This window comes from Cellulosimicrobium sp. BMG9.22 (assembly GCF_059159975.1).
Genome location: NZ_JBZGBY010000005.1, coordinates 113055 through 139354 on the forward strand (window position 1 = coordinate 113055; position 26300 = coordinate 139354).

The 26300-nt window shown below is 73.4% G+C and carries 14 protein-coding genes; all 14 read right to left on the reverse strand.

Annotated elements, in window-relative coordinates:
- Positions 1 to 194 precede the first annotated feature (194 nt).
- Complete coding sequence (gene htpX / locus AC4H2H_RS05890; protein WP_494369863.1) at positions 195 to 1082, reverse strand: zinc metalloprotease HtpX; 888 nt, start codon at positions 1080 to 1082, stop codon at positions 195 to 197.
- Between the two features lie 193 nt (positions 1083 to 1275).
- On the reverse strand, positions 1276 to 2688 hold the full coding sequence (locus AC4H2H_RS05895) for an FAD-dependent oxidoreductase (protein ID WP_494369864.1): 1413 nt from the start codon (positions 2686 to 2688) through the stop codon (positions 1276 to 1278).
- Between the two features lie 213 nt (positions 2689 to 2901).
- Positions 2902 to 3375: an LpqN/LpqT family lipoprotein gene (locus AC4H2H_RS05900; RefSeq protein WP_494369865.1), complete on the reverse strand. Its 474-nt coding sequence runs from the start codon at positions 3373 to 3375 to the stop codon at positions 2902 to 2904.
- A gap of 130 nt (positions 3376 to 3505) precedes the next feature.
- Positions 3506 to 3775: a hypothetical protein gene (locus AC4H2H_RS05905; RefSeq protein WP_494369866.1), complete on the reverse strand. Its 270-nt coding sequence runs from the start codon at positions 3773 to 3775 to the stop codon at positions 3506 to 3508.
- Positions 3776 to 3922: 147 nt separating this feature from the next.
- Positions 3923 to 8428: a type VII secretion EssC family protein gene (locus tag AC4H2H_RS05910; protein WP_494369867.1), complete on the reverse strand. Its 4506-nt coding sequence runs from the start codon at positions 8426 to 8428 to the stop codon at positions 3923 to 3925.
- A 110-nt stretch (positions 8429 to 8538) separates the two neighbouring features.
- Positions 8539 to 9234 (reverse strand): FHA domain-containing protein, encoded by a 696-nt coding sequence (locus tag AC4H2H_RS05915; protein ID WP_494369868.1) that lies wholly within the window; start codon positions 9232 to 9234, stop codon positions 8539 to 8541.
- Positions 9231 to 11072 carry a serine/threonine-protein kinase gene (locus AC4H2H_RS05920; protein ID WP_494369869.1) on the reverse strand — a complete coding sequence of 614 codons (1842 nt, stop codon included), beginning with the start codon at positions 11070 to 11072 and terminating at the stop codon, positions 9231 to 9233. Before AC4H2H_RS05920 ends, AC4H2H_RS05915 begins: the two co-directional genes overlap by 4 nt.
- Positions 11069 to 12754, reverse strand: coding sequence for an FHA domain-containing protein (locus AC4H2H_RS05925; protein ID WP_494369870.1), 1686 nt, complete (start codon positions 12752 to 12754; stop codon positions 11069 to 11071). Before AC4H2H_RS05925 ends, AC4H2H_RS05920 begins: the two co-directional genes overlap by 4 nt.
- Entirely contained in the window at positions 12751 to 13614 is an 864-nt protein-coding gene (locus AC4H2H_RS05930) for a PP2C family protein-serine/threonine phosphatase (protein ID WP_494369871.1), read from the reverse strand. The genes AC4H2H_RS05925 and AC4H2H_RS05930 overlap by 4 nt, the downstream gene beginning before the upstream one ends.
- Positions 13611 to 15245 (reverse strand): RDD family protein, encoded by a 1635-nt coding sequence (locus AC4H2H_RS05935; protein ID WP_494369872.1) that lies wholly within the window; start codon positions 15243 to 15245, stop codon positions 13611 to 13613. The genes AC4H2H_RS05930 and AC4H2H_RS05935 overlap by 4 nt, the downstream gene beginning before the upstream one ends.
- Positions 15242 to 17686 (reverse strand): transglutaminase-like domain-containing protein, encoded by a 2445-nt coding sequence (locus AC4H2H_RS05940; protein ID WP_494369873.1) that lies wholly within the window; start codon positions 17684 to 17686, stop codon positions 15242 to 15244. The genes AC4H2H_RS05935 and AC4H2H_RS05940 overlap by 4 nt, the downstream gene beginning before the upstream one ends.
- A complete protein-coding gene (locus AC4H2H_RS05945; RefSeq protein WP_494369874.1) occupies positions 17686 to 19005 on the reverse strand; it encodes a DUF58 domain-containing protein in 1320 nt (439 codons plus the stop codon). Before AC4H2H_RS05945 ends, AC4H2H_RS05940 begins: the two co-directional genes overlap by 1 nt.
- Before the next feature lie 60 nt (positions 19006 to 19065).
- Positions 19066 to 20040: an AAA family ATPase gene (locus AC4H2H_RS05950; RefSeq protein WP_494369875.1), complete on the reverse strand. Its 975-nt coding sequence runs from the start codon at positions 20038 to 20040 to the stop codon at positions 19066 to 19068.
- A 46-nt stretch (positions 20041 to 20086) separates the two neighbouring features.
- Positions 20087 to 26149, reverse strand: coding sequence for an Ig-like domain-containing protein (locus AC4H2H_RS05955; protein ID WP_494369876.1), 6063 nt, complete (start codon positions 26147 to 26149; stop codon positions 20087 to 20089).
- Positions 26150 to 26300: the final 151 nt, after the last annotated feature.

Consider the following 26300-nt stretch of genomic DNA (forward strand, 5'->3'; position numbering starts at 1 on the left):
CGGGCCCTCCTCCACGCTAGGTCGCCTGGACGCCGACAGGTCCGCATCGTGAGACGGATCACGTGGCCGGTGGCTCACGCTCGCGCGTCACGCTCCTGGGTCACGTCGGTGGGTCACGCCGGTGGGTCACGTCCGTCGGTCACACCGGTACGTCACGCTCAGGGGTCACGCTCAGGGGTCACGCAGCGTCCGGCTCAGTGGTAGGTGATGCCGCCGTAGCCGGGCCCGTGCCCGGCCATCGACTCGAGCCGCTTGATGCGCTCCGCCATGGGCGGGTGGGTCGCGAACATCTTGGCGACGCCGGCACCCCGGAACGGGTTGGCGATCATGAGGTGCGACACGTCCACGAGGTCCCGGTTCTGGGGCAGCGGAGCCCGCTGCGTCCCGGACTCCAGCTTGCGCAGCGCGGACGCGAGCGCGAGCGGGTCGCCCGTGAGCCGAGCCCCGTCCTCGTCCGCGTCGTACTCGCGCGTGCGGGAGATCGCGAGCTGGACGAGCATCGCGGCGATCGGCGCGAGGATGACCATGGCGATCGCCGCGAGCGGGTTGCCGCCGCGGTCGCGGTCGCCGCCGAAGATCAGGAGGAACTGGGCGAGCGACGTGATGACGCCGGCGAGCGCGCCCGCGACCGACGACGTGAGGATGTCGCGGTTGTACACGTGCATGAGCTCGTGGCCCAGGACCCCGCGCAGCTCGCGCTCGTCGAGCAGGCGCAGGATCCCCTCGGTGCAGCACACGGCCGCGTTCTTGGGGTTGCGGCCGGTCGCGAACGCGTTGGGCGCCTGCGTGGGCGAGACGTACAGGCGCGGCATCGGCTGCCGCGCGGCGGTCGAGAGTTCACGCACGATGCGGTACATCGCGGGCTGCTCCAGCTCGCTCACGGGCCGGGCGTGCATCGCGCGGATCGCGATCTTGTCGGAGTTCCAGTAGCCGTAGAACGTCGTCACGAGGCCGAGGCCGACGAACACCCAGAGCAGGTTGGCCCGGGCGCCGAAGAGGGCCCAGAGGCCGAGCACGACGACCCACATGAACCCGAACAGGGCGGCGGTCTTGAGGCCGTTGAAGTGGTGACGTCGTCCCACGTGCGCTCCTTCCACGATCGCGGCGGCCCGCCGTGGTGCCGGGCCGCCCGCCGGGCGTCGGCCGTGCCGACGTCCTCCTGCTGAACGCGCGAGGCCGCCGCCTCGTTCCCGCCGGACGACGACGGCGCCCCGCCCGGAGAGGGGCGGGGCGCCGTCGGCGGTACGCGGGCGGGGTTCCCGGCGCAGTGCGAGGTCAGCCGACCTGCGACTCCCCGCGGGCGACGCGGATCATCTCCTCGCGCGGGACGACCTTGACGCGCTCGCGACCGTGCGGCTCGCCGAGGGCGCGCTCGTAGGCGTCGAGCAGCTCCCAGCCGGACCACTCGACGTGGTCGACGCCGCGCTCGGTGAGGAACTCCACGATCGCGTCCGGGTCGCCCAGCGGGGCGACGCGGCCGGACGCGAGGTCCGCCGTCGCGACGTCGCCGCCGTCGCCCGCCCCCGTGACATCCTCCACGAGGTGGCGGATCGTCTCGGACGCGTCCGACTTGGTGTGCCCGATGAGGCCGACGGGGCCGCGCTTGATCCAGCCGGTCGCGTAGACGCCGGGGAGGTGCTCGCCGTCGATGTCGATGACGCGACCCTCGCGGTTGGGGATGACGCCCTTGAGCTCGTCGAACGGGATCTCGGACAGCGGCGAGCCGAAGTACCCGACGGCGCGGTACACGGCCTGCACGGGCCACTCGTGGAGCTCGCCCGTGCCGGAGACCGTGCCGTCGCCGTTGAGCTGCGTGCGCTCGGTGCGCAGCGCCTCGACCTTGCCGTCGCCGAGGACCGCCACGGGCGCGTGCAGGAAGTGCAGGTGCAGGCGGCGCGACGCGTTGTTCTCCGCCGGGTCCTTGAGCGTCCAGTCCGTGAGGGTCTTGACGACCTGCTTCGTCTGGTTCGACGAGCTGATCGCGGACATCGAGCCCTCGTCGAACTCGAAGTCCTCGGGGTAGACGATGACGTCCACGTCCGGGACGTGGCCCAGCTCGCGCAGCTCGAGCGGCGAGAACTTCGCCTGTGCCGGGCCGCGGCGCGCGAAGACGTGCACGTCCGTGACGGGCGACGCCTTGAGGCTCTCGTAGACGTTCTGCGGGACCTCGGTCGGCAGCAGGTCGTCGGCGTGCTTCGCGAGCACGCGCGCCACGTCGAGCGCGACGTTCCCGGCGCCGAGGACGGCGACCTGCTGCGCCTCGAGCGGCCAGGTGCGAGGGACGTCGGGGTGCCCGTCGTACCAGGAGACGAAGTCCGCCGCGCCATAGGAGCCCGGGAGGTCGATGCCCTCGATCGGCAGCGCCGCGTCGCGGATCGAGCCGGTGGAGAAGATCACCGCGTCGTAGTACTGGCGCAGGTCGTCGAGCTTGAGGTCGACGCCGTAGTCCACGTTGGCGAGCAGGCGGATGTCCCCGCGGCTCAGCACCTTGTGGAGCGCCACGATGATCTGCTTGATGCGCGGGTGGTCGGGTGCGACGCCGTAGCGCACGAGGCCGAACGGCGCGGGCAGACGCTCGAAGAGGTCGATGCTCACGTCGAGGTCGGTCTTGGACAGGATGTCCGCGGCGTAGATCCCGGCGGGACCAGCGCCGACGATCGCGACGCGCAGTGGACGGATGCTGCTCACAGGACAGGGCGCCTTCCGGTCGAGGACGGGTGTCTCCGCGCGGCCGCCGGTCGGGGCCGCGTCGTCGGACCGGTGGGCACCGGTCGCAGAAGACCTTCTCGATTGTACGACTGGAGTGAGGGTTGCCTCAGTCGGGCCCGCTCCTCCACCTCCAGGGTGCCAGCAGTCTCGACTGGTGGATACCGCGTCTTGTGATGCGGGCGAATGTAACGCTCAGCGGTCGAGACGGAGGCTGCCCTGCACCGACCGGATCTCCTCACCGGCCCACGGGTGTTGCACGAGCGTGCACGTGCCCGTCGTCTGGACCAGGTCCGCGACGGGACCGCGCGGCACGACGACCGTCCGCACCGACTGCACGAGGACGACGCCACCGCCGCCCTTGAACGAGGCCTCGACCCAACGCCCCGGCAGTCCGTCCACGTCGACGTCGCCGCTGCCGAGCTCCTTGAGGCGCGGCAGGGGCTTGAGCTTGCGCAGGACCTCCGCGTGCGCGTCGTCGAGCGACTGCTCGGCGCGGATCCGTGACACCACGACGATGACGTTGGGGTTGAACTCCCCGTCGGCGACCTCGCGTCCGAGGGCGAGCGGGAGGCCGACGTGCGGGAGCGGGACCCAGCCCTCGGGCGCCGTCAGCCGTACCCCGACGGGGGCCGGGAAGTCGTCGCTCGGGTAGCGCAGGTCGATCATGCGGGAGGGCCTCTCGTCGGCGTGCGTCGTCGGGGTGCGGAGAGCAGTCTCGCAGACGGCCCGAACCCCGGACGCGCCGAGGGCGCAGGACCCCTGGCGGGATCCTGCGCCCTCGGCGGACCGGAACAGGTCAGGCCTGCGAGGTCTGCTCCTGCGCCTGCGCGTTCTGCGTGGCCTTCGTGCCCGCGTCCGTCAGCGTCTGCGAGACGTTCTGGAGCTGGGTCTTCGCGGCCGGCCAGTCGTTGTTCTTGAACTGGTCGGCGTCCGGGCCCTGCCACGGGACGCTCTGGATCTGCTGGTCGAGCGTGTTCATCGTCGACGTGATGTCCTGCGCCTTCTGCGACAGCGTCGTCCCGAGGCCCCGCAGCTGCTCGACGTCCGCGCCCCAAAGTCCAGCCATGGTTCCACTCCTCTGTTTCTCGACCCCCACCCTGCGTGGGACGTCGTCCGTTGTCGATGGCCCTACTCAACCATCGGCTGCCGGACACGTCGATGGGGAGGGCTCCCCATCGCCGTGCCGGAGGTCTGAACGTGCTACGGCGCGGTGCTAGCCGGGAAGCGCGACATGGATCTTGCGCGGCCTGCCGGACACGACGAGGAAGCCTCGTCCCGGCGGGAAGTCGGCTCGCCGCATGCGGCCGAACCCGGTGCCGAGCAACGTCTCCCCGTCGACGTCTCCGGGGGTGAGCAGCAGGCCCGTGCGACCGGCCTTGAACGGTTGCGCCAACGCCCAGGCCTGCCCCCACGTCGAGGACTCGGACTCGCCCACCACGAGCTGCTCCGCCCGGACGGCAGCACGGACGAAGGCCGCGAGCGGTTGCTCGGCGGGCGTGCCCGTGAACTCCGTGACGGACTCGACGAGCACCGTGAGGCTGCCGGGCCGCAGCGAGCCGGTGTCGAGCGCCTGGGTGAGGTTCTCGATCAGTGTGACCGCGTCCTCCGGGGAGGTGGCCGCCGTGTCCCACACGTCGAGCGCCGAGATGCTCGTCCGCCGCGGCGCGAGATAGACGACCCGGCCCGCGCGCGCCCGGCGCACGGCCTGGGCGATGGTGACCAGCGCCGTCGTACGCCCGCCCCCCGGCGGGCCGGAGAGCATGAACGTGCCGCGCGCCGGCAGGGCGACGGGAGCGATGTCCAGGTCGTCGAGGCCGATCGTGGGCCGCTCGCCCGTGAGCTCGGGCAGCGCGTCCAGCGTGAAGCTGTCCGGCAGGCGGTCGACGCCCGGCGCCTGCGGGATGCCGAGGCGGGCCATCGCGTCGCGGAGCCGGCCCAGCTCGCGCGACTGCAGCGCGACGTTCGGGTCGCCGCCGAGCACGGCGACCTGGACCTCGTTCTCCTCGAGGATGCCGCGCCCCGGGGGCGACGTGAGCGTGAGGACGTCCTTCGGGACGCCCAGCGTCATGTAGTCGTCCTCGCTCGCGAGGCGCAGGACGAGCCGCTTCTGGATGGTCGACCCGAGCGACGTCGGGACGGACGCGGCGCGGTCGCCCGCGACGACGACGTGCACGCCCACCTGGCGGCCGTCCGTCGCGATCTGCGTGAACGCGTTCCACACGGGGAACACGTACGACGGGCGGAACTCGTACGCCTCGCGGAACGCGCCGATGCCGTCGACGAGGACGAGGATCCGCGGCTCGTCCGGGGCGTTGGCGAGGCGCCGGTACTCGTTGAGGTCGCCGGCCCGCAGGGACGCGTAGCGCGCCGAGCGCTCGTCCACGAGGTCGCGCAGCGTGCGCAGCACACGCTGGACGCGCTCCTCGTCGTCGCCCGGGATGACGGCGCCCACGTGGGGCAGGTCCTCGAGCATGCGCAGACCGCTCGCGCCGCAGTCGATCGCGTAGACCCGGACGGGGCCGCCGCGCGCCGTGATCGCCGCCGACACCGCGATCGTGCGCAGGGTCGCGCTCTTGCCGGAACCACCCGTGCCGTAGATCGCCATGTTGCCGTCGCGGTCCGGCTCGTAGAACACCGTGGGCTGCGTCTGCGTCGACGGGTCGTCCTCGACACCGAGCAGGAGCATCGCGTCCGTGCGCGGGTTGGGCAGGCGCGCGAGGTCGTACGTCGGCGCGAGCTCGGGCAGCCACGGCTTGCGCGGCGCCGGGACGGCCGCCTCCGTCGCCGCGCGCGAGATCGTCGCGACGACGCGGGAGATGTCGTTCGGGCCGGGATCCGTGAGCTCCTCGACCTCCGGCTCGGGCAGCTCCCAGCGGATGTCGGAGCCGAAGGCCATCTCCTGGACGTCGATGCGCGAGCGCTCCGGCTCCGCCGTCGTCCACCCGCCCGCGTACCCCGTCTGGAACGGGGTGATCCGGCCCGGACCGGTCTTCACCGCGCCGCGACCCGGGATCGACGGGTCGAAGTGCGCGGCCATGGGGATGCCGAGGATGTCGGTCGAGTCGTCCGCGTCGGCCATGCGCAGCGCGACGCGCAGGTTCGTGTTCGCGCGCAGGTTGTCCTTGATGACGCCCGCGGGCCGCTGCGTCGCGAGGATGAGGTGCAGGCCGAGCGAACGGCCACGCTGGGCGACGTCCACGACGCCGTCGACGAACTCCGGGACCTCGTTGACCAGCGCCGCGAACTCGTCGACGACGATGAGCAGGCTCGGGGGCGCGTCCGGGTCCCCCGTGCGCTCGAGGGACGCGAGGTCCTTGGCCTTCTTCCGGTTGAGCAGGTGCTCGCGGTAGCGCAGCTCGGCGCGCAGCGACGTGAGAGCGCGGCGCACGAGGTGCGGCGACAGGTCGGTCACGAGGCCCACGGTGTGCGGCAGGTTCACGCAGTCCGCGAACGCCGCACCGCCCTTGTAGTCGACGAAGAGGAACGTCACGCGGTCCGGGCTGTGCGCCGCGGCCATGCCGAGCACCCACGACTGCAGGAATTCGGACTTGCCCGCGCCCGTCGTCCCGCCGACGAGCGCGTGCGGACCCTGCGTGCGCAGGTCCAGGTACAGCGGCTCGGTGCCCGAGTGCCCGACCAGGCCGCGCAGGTTGGTCGGGACCCGGCGACGCACGGGCGGCGACCCGTCCCGCGGCGTGAGGGACCCGTTCTCGCGCCAGGCGTCGACGACGATCGAGGGGTCGTCTGCGAGCGCCGTGCCCGTGAGCGCGAGGTAGGAGACCGAGCGCGGCAGGTCGGAGTCGTCGTCGACCGGCGCGCCGACGTCGACGACGGGCGCGAGGATGCGGGCGACCTCGTGCGCCGTCGCGAGGTCCACCGTCTCGCAGGTCACGGGGAAGGTCAGGCGACCGACCCGGACCTCGCCGGACGTCGCGCCCGCGACGCTGCCCGGCGCGCCGCCCGGGCCCGCCGCGGCGACGTCCCCGGCACCGTCGACGAGCACGAACGTGCGGCACGCCGCAGGCAGCTGCTCGACCGTCGGGGCGACCCAGACGACGTGCACGCCGGCGTCCGCGCCCCGCTCGACGAGGCGCGTGAGACGCGAGCGGTCGACGGGCGCGTCGTCCTCGACGAGGACGACGACGGTCGGGAGCACGGGCTTCGGCGTGTCCGCCGGGTCGTCCGGGTCGATCGGGCCGCGCAGCTCGGCGTGGGTGCCGAGGTCGGCGCCCCGCAGCTCGACGAGGTCCTCGAGCTGGGACAGCAGCGACTGCGCGGCCCCCGGGTTGTCCGCGAGGTGGTCGCCGCCGAGAGGGCTGTGCGGCGAGCCGGTGTGGGGAAGCCACTCGAGCCACTCCCAGTCTGCCCGGGAGCGCTGCGACGTCACGGCCGCGAGCACGAGCTCGGCCGGCGAGTGCAGCCCGGCAAGCTGGACGAGCACGCCGCGCGCGACGGCGTCAGCCGCCGCGCCTGCGCCCGCGATGCCCATCGCGCCGTCGGTGCGCAGGCGCGCGACGACGGGCACGCCCGTGATCGTCGCGCACTCCGCGTGGAGCTTCTCGAGCTCGTTCCAGAACTCGGGCAGCGTGTTGTTCTCGGCAGGCGCCTCGAGCTGCGTCCGCGCGGGTGCCGACCCGAGGCCGACCCGGACGGTGAGGAAGGCCTCGTGCTCGGGCCGGTGCGTCCACAGCAGACCGCCCAGGCGCCGCACCGAGGCGACCGTGTCCCCGACCGACGGCGCCTCCGTGAGCCGCACGGCGCGCTCGACGGCGTGCGTCCGCTCGATCGTCACGTGCGTCGCCGCGGCCGACGAGCGGAACTGCTCCACCTGCGCCTTGAACTTCCGCTTGGCCTGCATCTTCTGGTCGAAGTAGTTGCCGAGCATGAGGATCGGGCTCAGCCCGATGAACACGATCGACAGCAGGTTCCGCGTGACCGAGTACAGGACCACGCCCATGACGAGCGGGGCGACCATCGCGAGGTACGGGAAGCGCGGCGGCTCCTGCGGCTGCGGCGGCCGCGGGGCCTTGAGCTTGCGCTCACCGAACCGGGCGACGACGCGCGGCGAGCGGTTGAACTCCACCACAGGGCTGGTCGGCGCGAGGCTCGTGGAGCGGTGCAGCGCGACGACCGACACGACGGTGGTGCCGATCGTCACGGTGTCCGCCGACGTGAGCGTCGAGCGCATCATGCGCTGCCCGCCCATGACGAGCCCGTTCGCCGAGTTCGTGTCCGTGATCTCGATCGACTCGCCCACCGTGATGCGCGCGTGCCGCTTGGACACCTGCGGGTCGTTGAGGCGGATGTCCATGTCGCGGTCGCGGCCGAGGTAGCTCGTCCCCACGGGGAGCGAGAACTCCCGGCCGGCGTCGGGGCCCTCGAGCACCCGCAGGACCGCCATCGCCGCCCCGCGGTCCTGCCCGGGCGCGTCGAACTGCTCGGACACGCGCACGATCGACACGGTCGAGCCCGAGCGCAGGCCCGCCTCGACGAGGTCGCTCGTGGGCGACAGCACCCGGCCCTGGGCCGCCGCGGCGCCACCCGTCGGCGCCGAGCCCACCTGGAGCGTCAGCCGGTCCGGGACCGCGGTGCCGGCACGGGTCGGGTCGCCCGCGAAGAGCGCCTCGGCCACGTCACGCACGGTGGCCGTCGCGTCGGCCGTGACGGCGACGTTGGTCGCGGAGGCGTCGGGACGGTGCAGCGTGAGCTTGATTCGCACGAAGGATCCTCGTTCAGGTCCGGGCGGGGAGCGGGCAGGTCGTCGACGGCAGTCCGACGGCGCGGTCGACCGGAGCACGCGGGCGCGCGCTCACGGGTCGTGCGCCGTGGTCAGCCGTCGTCGGTCAGGTCGAGCAGGGGGAGGTCGTCCCCGGTGACGAGCCGCGACGCGACGGCGTACTCCACGAGCCGCGCACGGCGGTTCGTCGCGAGCGCGCCGGGGCCGCCGCGCAGACCCTTGACCCCGATGCGGTCGAGCTTGTCGCACACGTTGTCGAGCTTGCGGTTGAAGCGCGTCGTCGCCCAGCCGAGGCGTGCGGCCGCCGCGGCCGACGACGGGATCTCGGACAGCCCGGTCCCGTCGCGACGCAGCATCGGCTCCGCGAGCGCGACGATGAGCTGCTTCTGGCTCGTCGTGAAGGTGATCATCCCGATCGTCGTCGCGCCCGACTCCGGGTCCTCGGAGCGGATCTCCTGGTACGGGGCGCCGCGCAGCTGCGCGGTGAGCTCGTACGTCGTCGGTCCGGCGGTGAAGACGATCGACGTCGTCGGGAAGACGATCGGCAGGCGGTTGCCCGGCGAGAGCCACGACTGCACGCCGCCGCCGGAGTCGCACACCGTCGCGGAGATGAGCGTGCCGACGTTGGCGAGCCACCAGATCCCGCCCTCGTGCGTGATGCGCAGGAAGCGGCGGTGCAGGTAGGGGTTGTCCTCGATCGACAGGTCGCCGTCGCGGCCGATGTCGAACTCCCCCTCCGCGTCGGGCCGGAACCACTCGCCGCAGAACTCGACCGCCAGCTCGCTCACGCGGCCTCCCCGCCGACGCACGTCTTCTGCGGGGACGCGGAAGGCTTGTTGTCACGCATCACGACGACCTCGATGCAGACCTTCTCCCCGGGCTTCGCCCGGAGCTCGACGGTCGTCTCGTCGAAGATCTCCTTGTAACGGGTGTCCTCGATCTGGTCGAGCTCGCGCCACGCGAACGAGTCGCCGTCCTGCGCCTTGTCCGAGTCGTAGGCCCACGTGAAGGTCGCGACCTCGCGTGCGGGGTCGTGCGTCCCCACGAGATCGTTCACCGGCGGGACCAGGTCACCGAGGTTGTCCGACGGCGTGAACGTCGTGTCGCTCGTCGGCGCGGTCTCGTCCCCTCCCGCCGTCGGGTCGGTGTCCTCGGGACTTCCACCGGACTGGAGCGCGAAGAACCCTGCGACGGCGAGGCCGACGACCCCGACACCGGCGACGGTGGCCCACAGGGCGCCCTTCCCGGAGCGTTCCGTCGCCTGGCCCTGCTCGGACGCCTGCGCAGGGCCCGCGGTGCGGTGCACCGTGTCCTCGACGGGCGGTGTGCCCCAGTGCGTCGGCCGGGCCGCACCGCCCGGGTACGCGCGCGGGTCGGTGAGCTCGGCGACCTGCGAGGCGGTCGGGCCGTACCCGCCCGGCCCGACGCCGGTCGTCGGCACGGTCCCGGCGGTCCCCCCGGACGTGCCGCCGGGTGCCGTGCCCGGCCCTGTGCCCGTCCATGCCGCGGGCCGGGCGCCCTGCTGGGCGGGTCCCGGCGCGTAGGGCGTCGGGGGGGCGTAGCCGCCCTGGTGCCCGGGCTGCGGGTACCCGGTCTGCTGGGGGACCCACGGGGCGGTGACGCGCTGCACCGGCTGCACGTTCGACGTCGGTTGCGTGACCCGCGGCTGCGCCGGCCCGGCCGGGTCGATCGAGACGATGTCCCGGAGCCGGGTCCCGCCGTCGTCGTCGGGCTCCTCCTCCTGGACGTGGCCCGAGTCGTCGAGCAGGTCGATCGGCGTGACCGCGTAGGAGAGCTCGTTCTGCACCTGCTGGAGCGCGCGGGCGAAGTCGAGCATGGTCGGGTAGCGGGAGCCCGGGTTCTTGGCCATCGCCGTCGCGAGCACGCGCTCGAGCGACGCGGGCACGTCCGTGCGACCGGTGCGCGGGAGCGGCGACGACTCGATGCGCGAGATGAGGTTCGCGCTCGAGTTCGAGCCGCCCGGCACCTCGAACGGCGTCCGGCCGGCGAGCAGGGTGAACGTCGTGGCGGCGAGCGCCCAGACGTCCGTCCCGACCCCGCTGCGCGGCGGCTCGGCGAACGACTCCGGCGGCGACCACGGGATCGACATGCCCTCGGCGCGCGCCGCGTCGTCGAGCGTGGACGAGATGCCGAAGTCGGTGAGCGCCGGGTGGCCGTACTCGGTGACGAGGATGTTGGCGGGCTTGATGTCGCGGTGCAGGATGCCGTGCCGGTGCGCGGTCTCGACGGCGCCCGCGATCTGCACGGCCGTGCGCAGAGCCTCGGCGACGGAGAGCCGCTCGGTGCGGTACCTGGCCCCGAGGTTCGGCCGGGAGCAGTACTCCATCGCGAGGTACGGGCGGCCGTCGTCCGCGACGTCGGCCTCGTACATCGTGACGATCGACGGGTGCGTCGAGAGCGTCGCCATGAGGTCGGCCTCGGCGTCGAACGCGGCCCGCTGCGACTCGCTCGACCACTCGTGCAGCAGCACCTTGACCGCCACTCGCCGCCGTGGCCGCTGCTGCTGGTAGAGGAAGACGTCCGAGAAGCCGCCCGAGCCGACGAGCGAGACGTACTCGAAGCCCTGGATCTCCGGGGGCGGGGACGGTGCGCGCTTGGAGCTCACCGGATTCCCTCGAAGGTCAGGGTCACGCCGTCACCCAGGTCGGCGACGTCTCCGTCGACGACGAGCACGGGCTCCGACGGGTGGAGCCGGCGCGGCGGCTGCCCGCTCCGCAGGAGCGTCGTGCCGTTGGTGGTGGCCATGTCGCTCACGAGCACGTGCCAGCCCTCCAGCGTGATCTCGACGTGCGAGCGCGAGATGTCCTGCTGCGGGCTCGGCACGGTCACGAGGCGCGGGAGGTCGGCCGCCTGCGTCCGCGGCGTGCGCGGCCGTCGCCCGACGACGACCGGCCGGTCGAGCTCGATCGTCTGGCCCGTCGAGACGACGAGCCGGCCGAGCGGGGGCCGGATCGCGAGCTCGGCGTCCCCGACGAGCTCGCTGCCGCACAGGGCGCACGTGTCACGCGACGGCGGGTTCGCGTGCCCCTGCACGCACGTCCGCGCGAGGATCTGCTGCTGTCCCGGGCCGGGCGGGGCCGTGAACGACGGCGTCGGCGCGGGCGGCGCCGGCGGCGCGCTGCTCTGCGCGGCGGCCCGCAGGTCCGCGATCGCGGACGAGAGCACGGTGTGGCCGTCGTGATCGAGCCCCTCGGCGTCGGACCCTGCGTCGTCCGCGGGGCCGTCGTCGGGGTCGAGGACGGTCGCGGCGCGGTGCGCGGCCGCCGGGGTGGCGCCCGTCCACTCGCGGGGGACCCCGGCGATGAGCCCACCGCCCGGCAGCTCGGCCGGTTCGGCGGCCGGCTCCGGGTGGGACGGCTCGGCCGGGCTCGGTCCCTCGCCCACGGACGGCTCGGTCGCCGGCGGGCCAGGCACGGGCGGGACGTCACCCGCGTGCTCGTCGTCCTCCGCCGCCCGCACCGCGGCGTCCTCGACGGTACGCAGGACCGTCGAGCCCCACAGGTGGGCGTAGTCGTCCGGCTCCTCGACGACGCTCGCGGCGCCGTCGAGCGCACCGGGCTCGGCGTCGGCGGCCGCATCGGCTTCGGTGGCTGCGTCGGGCTTCGCGCCGAGCGGTTCGTCCGTGCCGTCGGGCTCCGGAGCGATCGTCTCCTCGTGGAGGTGCAGCGTCGCTCCGACCACACCCACCGGGACGGCAGGGGCTTGGGGAACCGGCGACGACACCTCGAGGTCGACGACCGGCGCGACCTCGATGGGCTCGGGACGGTGCTCGACCGGGACGGGCTCAGGCACCACAGGGCGCTCGGCGAGCTGCCACGCGACGGCGTCCGCGAGCACGACGCCGGACGCGAGCGGGAAGGAGGCGACGTCGCCCGAGGCCGTGGCCAGGAGCGGCTCGCCGCGCGGCGCCTGCGCCGGCGCGACGCCGGTCCGGACGAGGACCTCGACGACGCCGTCGACGACGCGCTCGGACCACGTCGTGACGTCTTCGCCGTCCGCGTGGACGCGCTCCCCGCCGTCGAGCTCGAGCGTCACCGCGAGCGCACCGCGGACGGCGACGTGCACGCGGCGGCCCGCCACGACGGCGACCGCGAACGGCGGGATCGTGCGCAGGCTCGAGCCGAAGGCGCCGGTGAGGACCTGTAGCACCTCGACGACCCCCGGGTCCGCGCCCAGCTGGTCCCACACCTGCTCGACGAGCGCGTCGTCCGCCGGGCCGGGCAGCACGACGACGGTGCCACCTCGGACCAGGGCTCGCGCGGCTCCCGTGACGTAGCGCAGCGTCACGCCATTCCCCCGATCTGCAGTCGAACGTCCCTGGGCAACGTGTCCTCGTCGACGGCGGCGCCGGTCGCGCCCGTCGAGAGGAGCTGGTCGCGCGGCGCCGTGCTCCCGCCGCTCGTGTCGTCCGAGACACCGGTGGCGTCGACGACGACGACAGTGATGTTATCCCGCCCGCCGGCCGCGATCGCCTCGTGCACCAGCCGTTCGGCGGCACCCTGCGGGTCGGGCGTGTCGAGCAGGACCTCGGTGATCCGCTCGTCGGAGAGCTCTCCCGTGAGCCCGTCCGAGCAGACGAGGACCCGGTCGTGCCGCTCGATGGGGACGAACCAGAAGTCCGGCTGCGGCTCCGCGCGCGAGCCCAGCGCGCGTGTCACGACGTGGCGGCGCGGATGGGTCAACGCCTCGGTCGCGGTGAGGAGACCCGCGTCGACCATCTCCTGGACCTCGGAGTGGTCGACGCTCACCTGCTCGAGGCGGCCACCCGCCAGGTGGTAGGTCCGCGAGTCCCCGACGTTGACGACCAGCCAGTACGGGTTCCCGTCCTGCTCGGACACCGCGACGCCCGTCACGGTCGTCCCCGCCCCACGACCCGGCTCGGTGACGATCGCCTGGACGTTCTCCTGGGCGACCGTGAGCCGGGCGCGCACCTCGTCGGGGGTCACGACGTCGAGCTCGGCCAGCGGTCGCAGCGCGTCGACCGCCGTCGCGCTCGCCACCTCGCCCGCCTCGTGCCCGCCCATGCCGTCCGCGACGAAGAACACCGAGCGCGAGACGAGGAACCGGTCCTCGTTGAGGGGCCGGCGCGCGCCCCGGTGCGACGCCGCACCCCAGGACAGGTGCACCTCCGGCACCGGCGCCGTCACGCGTTCCCCGGGTGCACGAGGATCCGCCGGTCGCCCACGTGGATGGTCGCGCCCACCGGGACACGCACGCGCACGCCCGGCTCGGCGACACGCGGCGGCGAGCCGGGCACGGAGACGACGGTGCCGTTGGTCGAGCCGCGGTCCGTGAGCCACAGCCCGCTGGGGTCTGCCCGCAGCTCGGCGTGGGTCTTGGACACCGACCGCGTCGGGTCCGCAACCGCGACGAGGTTCCACGGCCCGTCGTCGGGCGCCTGAGGATTGCGGCCGACGAGCGTGGGCCGGTCGACCGCGCGCCGCTCACCGGACTCGAGCTCGAGGACGACCGAGACGTCGGGCGCGGGATCCAGCGCGCGCACGCCGGGCGCGGTCATCCGCGTGCTGTCCCACTCGGGCTCCGTGGGCTCGGGCCGGGGTGCGTGCGCCTCGTGCGACACGGCGGGCGGCGCCGACGGCGTCGGGGCGGGCGGTGCGGCAGGAGGCGCGGCCGGCGCGGAGGAGCCCGGCACGCCGGTGATGAGGCCGCCGCCGGCAGGCTGGGGCGTGGACGGGAAAGCCCACGGGTCGGGCACGACGGGCTGCGGCGCGGAAGGGGTGTGCGTGCCGGCAGCCGGGACGCCCGAGGGGGTGGGCGCGACCGGCGGTGGCGCGTACGACGTCGGAGCGGGCACCCCCGGGTAGGGCGCCGGGGCCGGAGCGGGCACCCCCGGGTACGGCGGCGGGGCCTGCGCGGGCACGCCGTAGCCGGACGCGCCGTAACCCTGCGCGCCGTATCCCGGCGCGCCGTTCGGGGTCGCCGGTCCCGGCGCCGTCGGCGCACAGAGGAGCGACGCGACGCCGTCGTGGCCGGCGGGACGTTCCGGGGCCTGGGGCGCGATGCCGCGGACGTCGAGCACGAGGGCCTTCGCAGCCTTGTCGTGCCAGCCCTGGCGGCGGCCCGAGGAGTCGAAGCCCGGGCTGAGCAGGACGACGAGGATGCCGCCGGCCGGCACCACGCCGACGATGATCCAGCGCAGCGCGGCGCGGCCGAAGCCGAGCGGCGCGCGGGACGTCACGCCGACCGTCCGGATCCCGGTCGCGAGGTTGCCGAGGGTCTTGCCCGTCGACCCCTCCCAGAACCACAGGCCGACCCACCACGCGAGCGCGATGACGACGGCGAGCACGTACACCAGGAGGATCTTGCCGACGAGCGCCGCCGCCTCCTCCTGCGTGACGGTCTGGACGCTGCCGAGCGGTGCTCCGACGACGCCGAGCCCGACCAGGAGGACCACGAACGCGACGATCCCGGGGACCGCGGCGTCCACCAGGTAGGCCACGAACCGGCGCCCGGTCGTCGCGAGCGGCGCCGAGGCGAGCGTCGGGGTCGCCATGGCCGGCGCCGGGACGAACGCCTTCTGGGTCGCCGCGTAGACCTCGGGCTCGGTCGTGGTGTCCGGGACGGAGCGCGACGGGGTCGCGAACGGCGGGGCACCCTGGTTCCCGCGGCCGGCCACCGCCTGGACGCTCCCCACCGGGCCGACCGCGGCCTCAGGGACCGGGCGGCCGGTCCGGGGGAACGGCTGCCCGCACACCGCGCAGAACGCCGAACCCGACGACTGCGCGGATCCGCACGCGGCGCACGTCACCTCGCTCATGACTCGTCTCCCTGTCTCGTCGGCCGGCGGCCGGGAAGCCACCGGCGCCCGCCGGACGACCCCTTGCCGGAACGCACCGAGCGCAAGGACAGCGCGGCGCGCACCCGGGCGCGGCGGTTCACCGAGGAGCGTAGCCCCCCGACGACGGTGTCGACGTCCGCCCAGAACGCCTCGATCTCCTGCTCGGTGGGCTCCCCCGACCCGAAGACCGTCGCATCGGCGCGGTGCGCGAGCGGGATGGTCGCCGTCGCGCCGTACGTCTGTGCGAGGACTCCCGCCCCCTCGCGCCGGGTCGCGCCCGTCGGGACCGCCGCGCCGAGGTCGGTCGCGGCGTCGAGCACCTCTCGCCACCCGCCGCTCACGCGGTCCACGGGACGCTCGGCCGCGCGGCGGCGCGCACGACGGCGTGCCTTGTACGCGAGGACCAGCACGATCGGCAGCGCCAGCAGAGCGAGCGGGACCGCGACGGCGACGCCGACCAGGAAGACCTGGCCCCAGTCGAAGCCGTCCTCGTCGGCCTTCTCCTTGTCCTCGTCGTCGACCTTGCCGGCCTCGGCCTCCGCGGGCTCCTCCGGCGGCTCCGGGTCCTCGAGGATCGGCGGCTTGGGGACCTGCAGGCTCTTGGGCTCGGGCTGGATCTTGTTGTCCTCGTCCGGGATGGCGGTGACCGGTACCCATCCGTACCCGACGAACGGCACCTCCGCCCACGCGTGGACGTCCGCGCCCGTCGCCGTGAACGCCTCGCCCGGCTCGAGCGGGTTCTTCTCCGGGTCGGGGTAGAAGCCCATGACGACGCGCGCCGGGATCCCGGCCTGGTTCGCCATGAGGGCGAGGGCGACCGCGAACTGCTCGTCGTCGCCGACCATCTCCTCGTCCGCGAGGAGCTGGTCGATGCGGTCGGCCGAGTGACCGGGCCGCGACGGCGGCTGGGTGTCGAGACCGCTCGAGAAGATCCCGCTCGCGACGAGACCGTCGCGCAGCGCGAAGAGCTGCTCGACCGGGTCCGTCTCCTCCCCCATGAACTGCGCGGCCTTCCCCGCGAGCGCCGCGGGCAGCACGCCCTTGGGCGGGACCGGGACGTCGGCCTGGTCGATCGCGCCGGCGCGCAGGTCCTCCTCGGACGGCTCGACCGTGACGCGCGTGTCGAGCGTGTACGTGTCGCCCGGCTGCAGCCCCGCCGTCGTGAGGGCGGTGCCCGTCGTCGAGTTGTAGTAGGTCGTCTCCCCGAGCACCCGCGCGCGCTCGCCCGCGTACGAGATGCCCGCGAGCTGGCCCGTGAGCGGCACCCACACGCCGGCGTAGTCGCCGACCGCGACGTCGAGCCGAGCGGGCGTGCCCGGCGCGACCGTGGCGATCTCCTCGCCCGCCCGCGTGTACACGCCGGAGCCCGGCAGGCCGCTCGAGACGTCGTAGACGACGCCGTTGTACGTGTCGAGCGTCGCGAGGCGCATCTTCGCCCCGGCAGGTAGGCCGCTGACGGTGAAGAGCTCGTCCTCGCGCATGTCCTTGGCGTACTTGCGGAACGCCGTCAGCGGGCTGACGTACTCGTGCAGGTCGAGCGGCGGGACGACGGTCTCGCGCAGGACCGTGCGCGGGTCGTCCGGCAGGAGCGCGGGAGCGGCGAAGGCCGCGGCGACACCACCGACCGCGAGCATCGCGGCCCCGGTGCGGACCCGGTGCCACCAGAGCCGACGCGTCGCCGCCCTGCTGGCCTCCGTCGTGATCTGGTGCTCGCCGAGGCGTGCCGCCGTCACGCGCCAGCCCGCCCAGAGGAGGCCGACGCCGCCGAGCACGAGGCCCTGCACCACCGGGTAGGCCGCGATGACGGTCCCGAGGAGGATCACGCCGACGAACGCGACCGCCACGGGGAGCATGGCCCATGCCGCGCGGCGCGACCGCCACGCGATGGTCCCCGCGACCAGGCCCGCGACGAGCATGAGGAGGTACGGCACGACGGCGAGCTCGGGGAACGAGGCGAGCGGCGGGACCGTCGTGACGAACTCCTTCCAGCCCGTGACCGCGCCGAGGAGCAGGTCCGTGACCGTCGTGAGCGACGGCACGACGCCGGCGATCGCGTCGGCCGGCAGGGCGAGGGCGCCGCCGAACAGCACGTAGGCGACGACCGCGACCGCGAGGACGGTGACCGCGGGCCAGCGGCGCCAGGCACCGAGCCACGCGACCCCGAGCCCGACGACGGCGCCGCCGGCGGCGGGCACGAGGTAGCCGAGCGAGCCCCAGACGGGGCCGAACCCGACCGCCGTCGCGCCGAGGACGAGGACGAGCGCGAGCGCGTCGACCGCCCCGAGAGCCGTGAGGGCGCGCGGGGTGTCGGCGCCCCGCAGGCGGGTCGTGCTGCGCTGGGACGTGCCCGAGGACGGTGCCGGTGCGCCGACCGGCGTGGCGCGGCGCGAGCCGCGCGTCGTGGTGCTGGGAGCGCTCATCAGTCGTTCAGCCTCCGCAGGGCGAGGGGGAGCTCGCCGAGCTCGCCGATGGTGAGGACGACGAGCTCCGCGATCGCGTGCCGGCTCAGGGACGCGCCGGGCACGCACTGGATCGCCATGACGCGCACGTCCTGCGGCAGGCGGGCCGACGCCGCGCGCAGCTCGGTCGGGGTGACCCGGCTGCCCACGATGAACGCGACGACGGACGCGTCGCTGATCGTCAGACCGGCGACACGCGCGACGTCGACGAGCGACGCGCGCTGCGAGCGCGTCTCGACCCGCGCGAGGTCGTCCAGCAGCCGCGTGCGGTGGTCGCCACGCAGGTTGCCGTCGTTGACGAGGACCGTGACACCCCGGTCCTCCTTGATGGCCTGGAGGCCGAGCGAACCGCACGCGCTCACGGCGAGCTCGAACTCGTCGTCGTGGGCGTAGTCCTCGGCGCGCGTCGAGAGCAGCACCGCGAGGTGCGAGCGGCGCGTCTCCTCGAACTGGCGGACCATGAGCTGCCCGGTGCGGGCCGTCGTCTTCCAGTGGATGTGCCGGCGGTCGTCGCCCGGGACGTAGTTGCGCAGCGCGTGGAACGACACGTCCGAGTTCGAGATGTCGGTCGTGACGCGACCCTCGAGGTCCTTGAGGAAGCCCGTCGAGGACCCGGAGAGGTTCTTGACGCGCGGGTGCACGAACAGCTCCTCGGGCTCGGTCCACACGACCTCGCGCCGCAGGAGGCCGAGCGGGTCGGCGCGCACCGAGCGCACCGGACCGACGGAGATCACCGAGCGTCGGTGCGTCGGCACCGTGAAGATCTCCTCGTGGCTCCCCTGCGGCCGCAGGCGCGGGACGGGGAACGTCGCCATACCCTGCCCGACGGGCAGCTCCATCACCGACGGCAGGAGCGGCCGCGCCGAGTCGTTGCGCACGTCGAGCCGGCCGACCGCGCGGTCCCCGACCGTGACGCGCTGCTGCGCGAGGTCGAGCACGACGGCGTAGCGGAACCGCCCGAGGACGAACGCGATCGCCGCGAGCAGCGCCACGGTGAGCAGCACCGCGACGACCAGGAGCTCGAGCCACGAGTAGCGCAGGCCTGCCCACCAGGACGCGATCGTGACGACGAGCGCCACCCACCCGAAGGGGCTCACGGCCGACGTGACGGGCTCCGCCGCGCGGGCCGCCGGCGCGAGCGCACGGCCGAGCGGCGCGACCGCCCGCGCGAGGGACGCACCGAGGGGTCGGAGCAGCCCAGCGAGTGCCGACGACGGTCGGGGTGCGCCGGAAGACCTGTCGGCGGGGCTGCCGGCCGGACGGCGTCGGGAGGCGTTCATGGTGTGCTCTCGGTCGGTGGGAAGGGTGGGGCCGCGCTCACGCTGCGCTCACGCGGGTGCTCACGCGGAGCGACGCTCCTGCGGGGCGGCGACGTCGGCGAGGAGGCGGCCCAGGACGGCCTCCGCCGTCGCGCCGGCGAACTCCGCCTCGGGATCGAGGACGAAGCGGTGCGCCCACGCGGGCTGCGCAAGCTCCTTGATGTCGTCGGGCAGGACGTAGTTGCGCCCGTGCGCGGCCGCCCACACCTTGGCGCACCGCACGAGGGCGAGCGCACCACGGACGGAGACGCCGACGCGGACCTCGGGCGCGTTGCGCGTCTCCTCGGCGAGGCGCGAGATGTACTCGAGGACCGCGCCGTCGACGTGCACGCGGGCACCGAGGTCGGCCATCTCGGTGACGGCCTGCGTCGTGATGAGCGGCTGCAGGTTCTTGCTGCGGTCGCGGATCGACGCGCCCGAGAGGATCTCGACCGTCGAGGCGTGGTCGGGGTAGCCGAGCGAGGTCTTCATGAGGAAGCGGTCGAGCTGCGCCTCCGGCAGGCGGTACGTGCCGGCCTGCTCGATGGGGTTCTGCGTCGCGATGACCATGAACGGGCGGCCCGTCTCGTGCGCCACGCCGTCGACCGTGACGCGACCCTCCTCCATGACCTCCAGGAGCGCGGACTGCGTCTTCGGCGAGGCGCGGTTGATCTCGTCCGCGAGCACGATCGACGCGAAGATCGGGCCGGGGTGGAAGTCGAACTTCCCCGACTTCTGGTCGTAGATCGTCACGCCCGTGACGTCGGACGGCAGCAGGTCCGGCGTGAACTGGATGCGCTGCTGCGTGCCCTGGACGCTGGCCGCGATAGCGCGCGCGAGCGACGTCTTGCCCGTGCCGGGCGCGTCCTCGAGCAGGACGTGGCCCTCGGACAGCATGCACGTGAGCACGAGGCGCACGACGTGCGGCTTGCCGAGGACGGCCTGGCCGACGTTGCCGACAAGGCGGTCGAAGGTCTGAGCGAACCAGGTGGCCTGCTCGGGGGTCATCGTGCTCATGAGTGTCCGTTTCTCGTGCGTGCTGGGGAATGCGTTCGTTCGTGGGCTACCACGTCATGGCGGGCGTGCTGGTCCCGTCGCGGAACCGGATCTGGACCTGCTCGCCGGGGTGGCCGTAGTAGCAGAGGGCACGCTGGCGGCCGGCGCCGAGGTCGATCGTCCACCACTCGCCCCACTGCGACGACGGCGAGAACTTGCCCCATCCGTTGTCCGACGCGAAGCACTGGTACTCGACGGTGCCCGTCGCGCCGTTGGGGTCGATGCCGAGCCAGCGGCACGACTGATCGCCGCAGCCGGGCTCTCCGACGGCGTTCGAGTGCTTGTACAGCGTCGGGACCGGCCGGGCGCCGGTCTTGGCGGTGGCGCAGTTGCCCGGGTCGCCACCGGCGATCTGGCCCTCGGAGTCGACGACCCGGGCACAGATCTTGATGGTCTGCTCGTAGCCGTCGCCCACCGTCCGGCTGCCGTCGCCCTTGCCGGTGTTCTCCCAGCCGCCGCCGCCGATCTTGACCTCGATGCGGTAGTCACGGCCGTTGTCGCCCGGGTCCCGCCACGAGACGGTCGTCTGCTTGCTGCCCTGGCCCGCGGTCGCCCCGGAGACCCCCGGTGTCCTCGGCGGGCCGTACGGGGTCGCGGAGTTGGCCTTCGCCTCCGGGCCCGCCTCGTTGGCGCCGTCGACGCCGGCGACGGCCCGGACCCTGATCTCGTACGGCTTGCCGTTCGTCAGGCCCGTGACCAGCTTGTCCGCGCGCAGGTCCTTCCAGCCGTCCCCCGCCGCGTACTCGTACGAGATCTCCCCCGCCTTGACGCCGTTGCCCGACGCGGCGCCGAACGAGAGCTGGACCTGCTCGTTCCTGCCGGTCGCGGTCGCCCGGAGGCTCGTCACGGCGCCGGGCTTCGCGAACGCGCGCACCGGGTCGGAGGCCGGCGAGAACTCGGCGTCGCCGAACTTGTCGGTCGCCTTGTTGTGCGCCTTGACGCGGAACGTGTACCCGGTCGTGTCCGCCGCGACGCCCATCGTCACGGACGTGCCCGTCGCCGTCGCGGTCTTGACGACGGAGCCGCCCTGCAGCGCCTCGATCGTGTACTCGGTGATCGCCGCACCGTTGTCGTTCGGCGCCTGCCAGGTGACCTTCATCTGCGACGTGTCGCCGATCGACGTCCGCTGGGCCGACGGCTTCGCAGGGGCCGCGGGCTTGCCGGCGGGTGTCTCGGCCGTCGAGTACGCGCCCCACTCCGAGGGGTCGGGTGCCTTGTTGACGGCCTGGACCCGGACGCGGTAGGCGACGCCGTTCTTGAGGCCGTCCCAGGTCACGGACGTCCCCGTGAGGGCCTTCTTCTGGGTCGCGCCGCCCGGCGGCGCCGGGGAGATCTCGAGGTTGACCGACTCGATCGCGGACCGGTCCGTGTACGTCTTGTTCGCCCAGGTCACGGTGAGGGACTGGTCGCCGAACTCGAGCTTCGGGGCAGCGGGCGGGTCCGGCTTCTCGTCCGGGCGGGCCATCTCCGAAGGCGGGGAGGCAGGTCCGTCGCCGACGGCGTTGGTCGCGAGCACGGTGAACGTGTACTCGACGTCGTTGGTCAGGCCGTCGAGCGTGCAGGTGGTGGTGCCGCACGCCTTCTCGTACCCGTTCTGGGAGCGCACGGTGTAGCCGGTGATGTCAGCGCCGTTGTTGTTCGGCGGGTCCCAGGTCAGCACGACCGTCTCGGACCGGACCTCCTCGACCTGCGGGGTCGCGGGCGCGTCGGGCTTGCCGAGCACCTTGAGCTGGACCCGGCCCTCGACCACACGGTCGGGGTCGTTCGTCGCGTCCTGGACGCGGTAGACCACGACCATGACGCCGATGTAGCTCTCGTTCGGGGTCACCACGACCTCGTCGCCCGAGTAGGACACGTCGCCGCTGCCCGTCTCGATCACGGCGTCGACGATCTCGAGCGGCGTGTCCGGGAACGGGTTGGAGTCGTTCGCGAGGACGTCCACCGTCGTCGGCTTGCCCTGGTGGGCGTCGTCGACGGTGTCGGTGTTCGCCCGCACGAGCGGCCGGGTGGACGCGACGACGGTGAGGGTCGCGGTGCCCTCGACGGGCGGGTGCTCGCCGTCGGTCACCGTGATCGGGACCGTGACGACCGTGCCCTTCGGCACGTCCGGCGTCGCCTCGGCGTGCAGCGTGCCGCCCTCGAGGCTCACGCTCACCCCCTCCGCGGAACCGCTCGTCGCGAAGGTCAGGGGGTCACCGTCCGCGTCGGACGCGAAGCGCGCGAGGTCGACCGAGGCCTGCTCTCCCGCCGCGACGTCGAGCGTCGGCGTCCCGATGAGCTCGGGTGCCAGGTTCTCCGGCGGGAGCACGCTGATCGGGAGCGTGAGGACGCTCGTGTGGCCCTCGGGGTCCTCCGGTCCGGAGCCGTCGGTGACCTCGAAGGACACGGAGGCGGGCCCGGTGTAGCCGGCGTCGGGCGTGTAGACGATCTCGGTCACCGAGGTGACCTCGCGCGCGCCCTCGGTCGCGGTGACCTTGTCCTCGGTGGTCAGACGCGGCGTCCTGCCCTCGACGACCAGGACGTAGTCGGTGATGTCGATCGGCAGCGACTCGCCCGCGAGCACCTCGAGCGGTGTGATCCCGGGGCGGAGCGTGGGTGCCTGGTCGGTGAGGCCGGGGACCTTGACGAACGCCTGGGCGGTGAGACCGTCGACGTCGGTCACGGTGTAGGTGATCACCTGGCGGGACTCCGCAAGGGTGACGACCAGCGCGCCGTCCTCGGTCACGCTCGTCGTCGTCGCGTCGGTGGTCACGGTGAGTTCCGTCGCGGCGCCGTCGGGGTCGTCGTCGTTCTCCAGCACCGGGACGGTGACCTCGGTCTTGCCCAGGATGTCCTCCACCGGGACGGCGTCGTCGCGCGCGACGGGAGGCTGCAAGGGCGCGTCGGCAGCGACGTTCACGGTGATCGCCCCGGTCGCGCGGGCTCCGTAGGTGTCCTGGATCGCGTAGTAGAACGTGTACGAACCGTCCTCGCCGGGCGAGGTGATGACGACCCGGTCGGTCACGACCTCGGCGTCCATGTCGTGCGTGTCCTCGATCCCGGCAGAGACCAGACCCACCTGGTCGCCGTCGGGGTCGGTGTCGTTGACCAACGCCGCGATCGCCACCGTGCGCCCGGGGCGCACCGTGATCTCGTCGTCCACCGCGACCGGCGGCTGGTTCGTCTCGCCCGGACGCGAGATCCCCACGCGCACGGTGCCCGTCGCCGTCGCGCCACGCGCGTCGAGCACCGAGTAGGTGAACGTGTCGAGACCCGTGGCGTTCTTCGACGCCGCGTACTCGAGCCTGCCGTCCACGACGCGGGCGGTCCCCTTCGCGGCGGGCGAGGCGATGCCCGTGACCTGGACCGAGTCGCCGTCGGGATCGATCCCGTCCACCGGCACGTCCACCCGGACGGTGGCGCCCGAGAGCACGCGGGCCTCGATCTCGCGCGGCTGCGGGGGCTCGTTCTCCTCGCCGTCGCGGATGTGGATCGTGACCTGCGCGGAGTCCTCCTGCCCGTTCACGTCGCGCACCCGGTAGATCGCGTACGCCGTGCCGGCCTCGGAGCCCGCCTTGAAGCGCAGCGTGTCCTCGGAGACGAACGCCTCGCCGAGCGCGGCCTCGACGCCCTGCTCGAGCTCGGGCTGCAGGAACAGCTCCAACCCGTCGGGGTGCGTGTCGTTCTTCAGCACCGGGATCGTCACGACGTCCCCGGTGTGGACCGTGACCTCGTCGGCCGCCGCGTTCGGCGGCTGCAGCCGCGTGGGTGCGGGCACGGGCACGACGCGCACCTGCCCCGTCGAGGTCTGCGTCCCGTTGGACACCGTGTACTCGACCGTCACCGGGCCGTCCAGGCCACGGATCTCGGTGATGCGCAGCATCTGGTGGGCGAGGATCGCGACCGACACCCCGGCGTCGTCGGGAACGCGCACGGACTGGACCACGAGCACGCCGCCCGCCGGGTCGGTGTCGTTGGCGAGCACGTCGACCAACGTCTTGCCGCCCGACGGCAGCAGCGCCGTGTCGGCGACGACGATCGGCGCGCCCGCCGCCTCGGAGGGCGGCAGGACGTCGACCCGCACGAGCCCCGTCGTCGCGTTCGGCCCGTCCGTGACCTGATAGGTCAGGTCGTAGGAGCGCGGCTCCATCGAGACGAAGGTGAACGTGCCCGCGTCGTAGTTCGGGGTGATCTCGGCCGGGGCCGACTCCGAGACCGAGGCGAGCCGCAGCTCGTCGGCGTTGGGGTCGGTGTCGTTGCGCAGCGGCTCGACCGTCACCGGCTGGCCGGCGGGCACCACGACGTGGTCGCTCACGGCCACCGGCGGCTGCTGGCCCGGCACCACGTCGATCAGGAGCCTGCCCTCGAACGAGACCTGCCCGTCGGAGACGAGGAGCGTGACGATCTTGCGACCCGTGGAGCCCCCGCCGTCACGGAACTCGACCGTGCCGTCCGGGCGCGAGCGCACGTCGTCCCCGGCAACCGTCGCCTCGGCCGACGCGAGGTACACGTCGTCGCCGTCCGGGTCCTTGAAGTACGGCAGCACCTTGATCGACGCCTTGCCACCCTGCTCCACCTTGAGCACCGGGTCGCCCGTCTGCTCGGGCGCCGCGTTCTCGCCCCAGGGCGAGACCTTCACGCTCACCCCGGCCTCGGCGACGCCGCCGCGCCCGTCCGAGACCGAGTAGCGGAACCCGCTCGTGCCCTCGGCGTCCTCGGGCACGACGGCCTGCAGCGCCGCGCCCCCCATGATCTGCTGCACCGCGATCCCGTCCGGGCCCTCGCCCACCGGGGACGCGGTCATCACGTCACCGTCCGGGTCGACGTCGTTCGCGAGCACGGGGAGGATCGTCGTGCGACCCGGACGCACGCCGAAGGTGTCGTCCGCGGGCTGCGGCGGCTTGTTCGGCTGCGTGCGGTCGGCGATGAACTGGTCGACCTGCTCGGGGTTGGTCAGCTCGGCGTCGGACTCCTCGCCCTCGGCCTCCTCCGGGATCACCAGCTCCCAGTCGTCGACCTTCTGGTACTCGTCCGCCGCCATCCACAGGGTCCCGGCCGACAGGTCGTTGAGCACGATCACGTGCCGGTTCACCCGGTACTCGAGCGGGGACTGGGGGTCGACACCCTCGAGCCGGGTGTCCAGGTCACGTTCGGTACCCGCGCAGTCCCGGACGACCTGACCCGTCGACGCCCACGCCCCGTAGGTGCACCCGCCCAGCTGCACGGGCGCACCCGGGCGCCCCTGCGCGGTGCGCCGCAGCGCGTCGCCGCCGTCGAGCGGCTGCGAGACGAGGCCCGTGGCGGTCGCGACGACCACGTCCTGGGAGGCCTCTGACGGCTGCTGGAGCCGCGCCTCGGCGCCGTCCTCGAGGGCGACGGTCTCCCCGCCCGGCAGCACGAGCTGCGACGCGGACCGGTCGAGGACGACGGGGTCGTCGCCGACCGCCGTCACCTCGACCTCGGCACCCTTGCCCACCGACAACGACGACGACGCGGGCTCACCCTCGACCGCGCCCTTGTCCGTCGTGGCGACCGTCCACAGCGACCCGGTCGAGGGCACGGCGACGAACACCGTCCCGTCCCCCGACACCGTCAGCGCACCGTCGCCGCCGACCTCCGCCGTCGGGTCGAGCTTCTCCGCGTCGAACGACGACGCGCCGGCGAACGGCAGCACCCACAGGAGGCCCTCCTCGCCGTCGAGGATCGCCGTCGTCGCACCCCCCGACGCGACCTGAGCCCCCGCCGGCAGGCGGACCTGACCGTCCAGCTTGAGATGAGCGATGTCGACCGGCGACGCCGTCCCGGCGCCCGCGTCGTCGAGCAGCACGCGGCCCTCGTCCTGCTGCACGTCGAACGACCCGCTGCCCGCGACCAGGGAACCGTCGAGGGCCTGCGACTCGTAGTTGAACCGCCCCAGCAGCCCGGCCGACGTCTTCGTCACCCACACGCCCGAGTCGTTCAGGTCGACGTCCGCCGTCGCCTCGCCCTCGTAGAAGATGGCGAGGCCCACCAACGCCGTCGAGAACACCGACACCGCCGTCACCGAGGCGACGGTGCGGCGGTGGTCGTGCACGTGCGCCAGGAAACCCACGGGTCCTCCGAGAAGTCGGATCGGGAGACGACCGGTCCTCTTCCTCAGCCCCCTCGATCTCGCTCAATACAGGGCGGCCCCACCGATCGCGAACCCGAGGATAGCGTTCGCCGGGGAGAAATCCGACCTCCGTCTCATGGGGAGCACTCCC

Excerpts from the sequence above, each read along its gene's own strand:
- AC4H2H_RS05935 (WP_494369872.1), bottom strand. The coding sequence starts at position 15,245 with ATGAGCGAGGTGACGTGCGCCGCGTGCGGATCCGCGCAGTCGTCGGGT.
- AC4H2H_RS05950 (WP_494369875.1), bottom strand. The coding sequence starts at position 20,040 with ATGAGCACGATGACCCCCGAGCAGGCCACCTGGTTCGCTCAGACCTTC.
- AC4H2H_RS05900 (WP_494369865.1), bottom strand. The coding sequence starts at position 3,375 with ATGATCGACCTGCGCTACCCGAGCGACGACTTCCCGGCCCCCGTCGGG.
- AC4H2H_RS05940 (WP_494369873.1), bottom strand. The coding sequence starts at position 17,686 with ATGAGCGCTCCCAGCACCACGACGCGCGGCTCGCGCCGCGCCACGCCG.
- AC4H2H_RS05905 (WP_494369866.1), bottom strand. The coding sequence starts at position 3,775 with ATGGCTGGACTTTGGGGCGCGGACGTCGAGCAGCTGCGGGGCCTCGGG.
- AC4H2H_RS05945 (WP_494369874.1), bottom strand. The coding sequence starts at position 19,005 with ATGAACGCCTCCCGACGCCGTCCGGCCGGCAGCCCCGCCGACAGGTCT.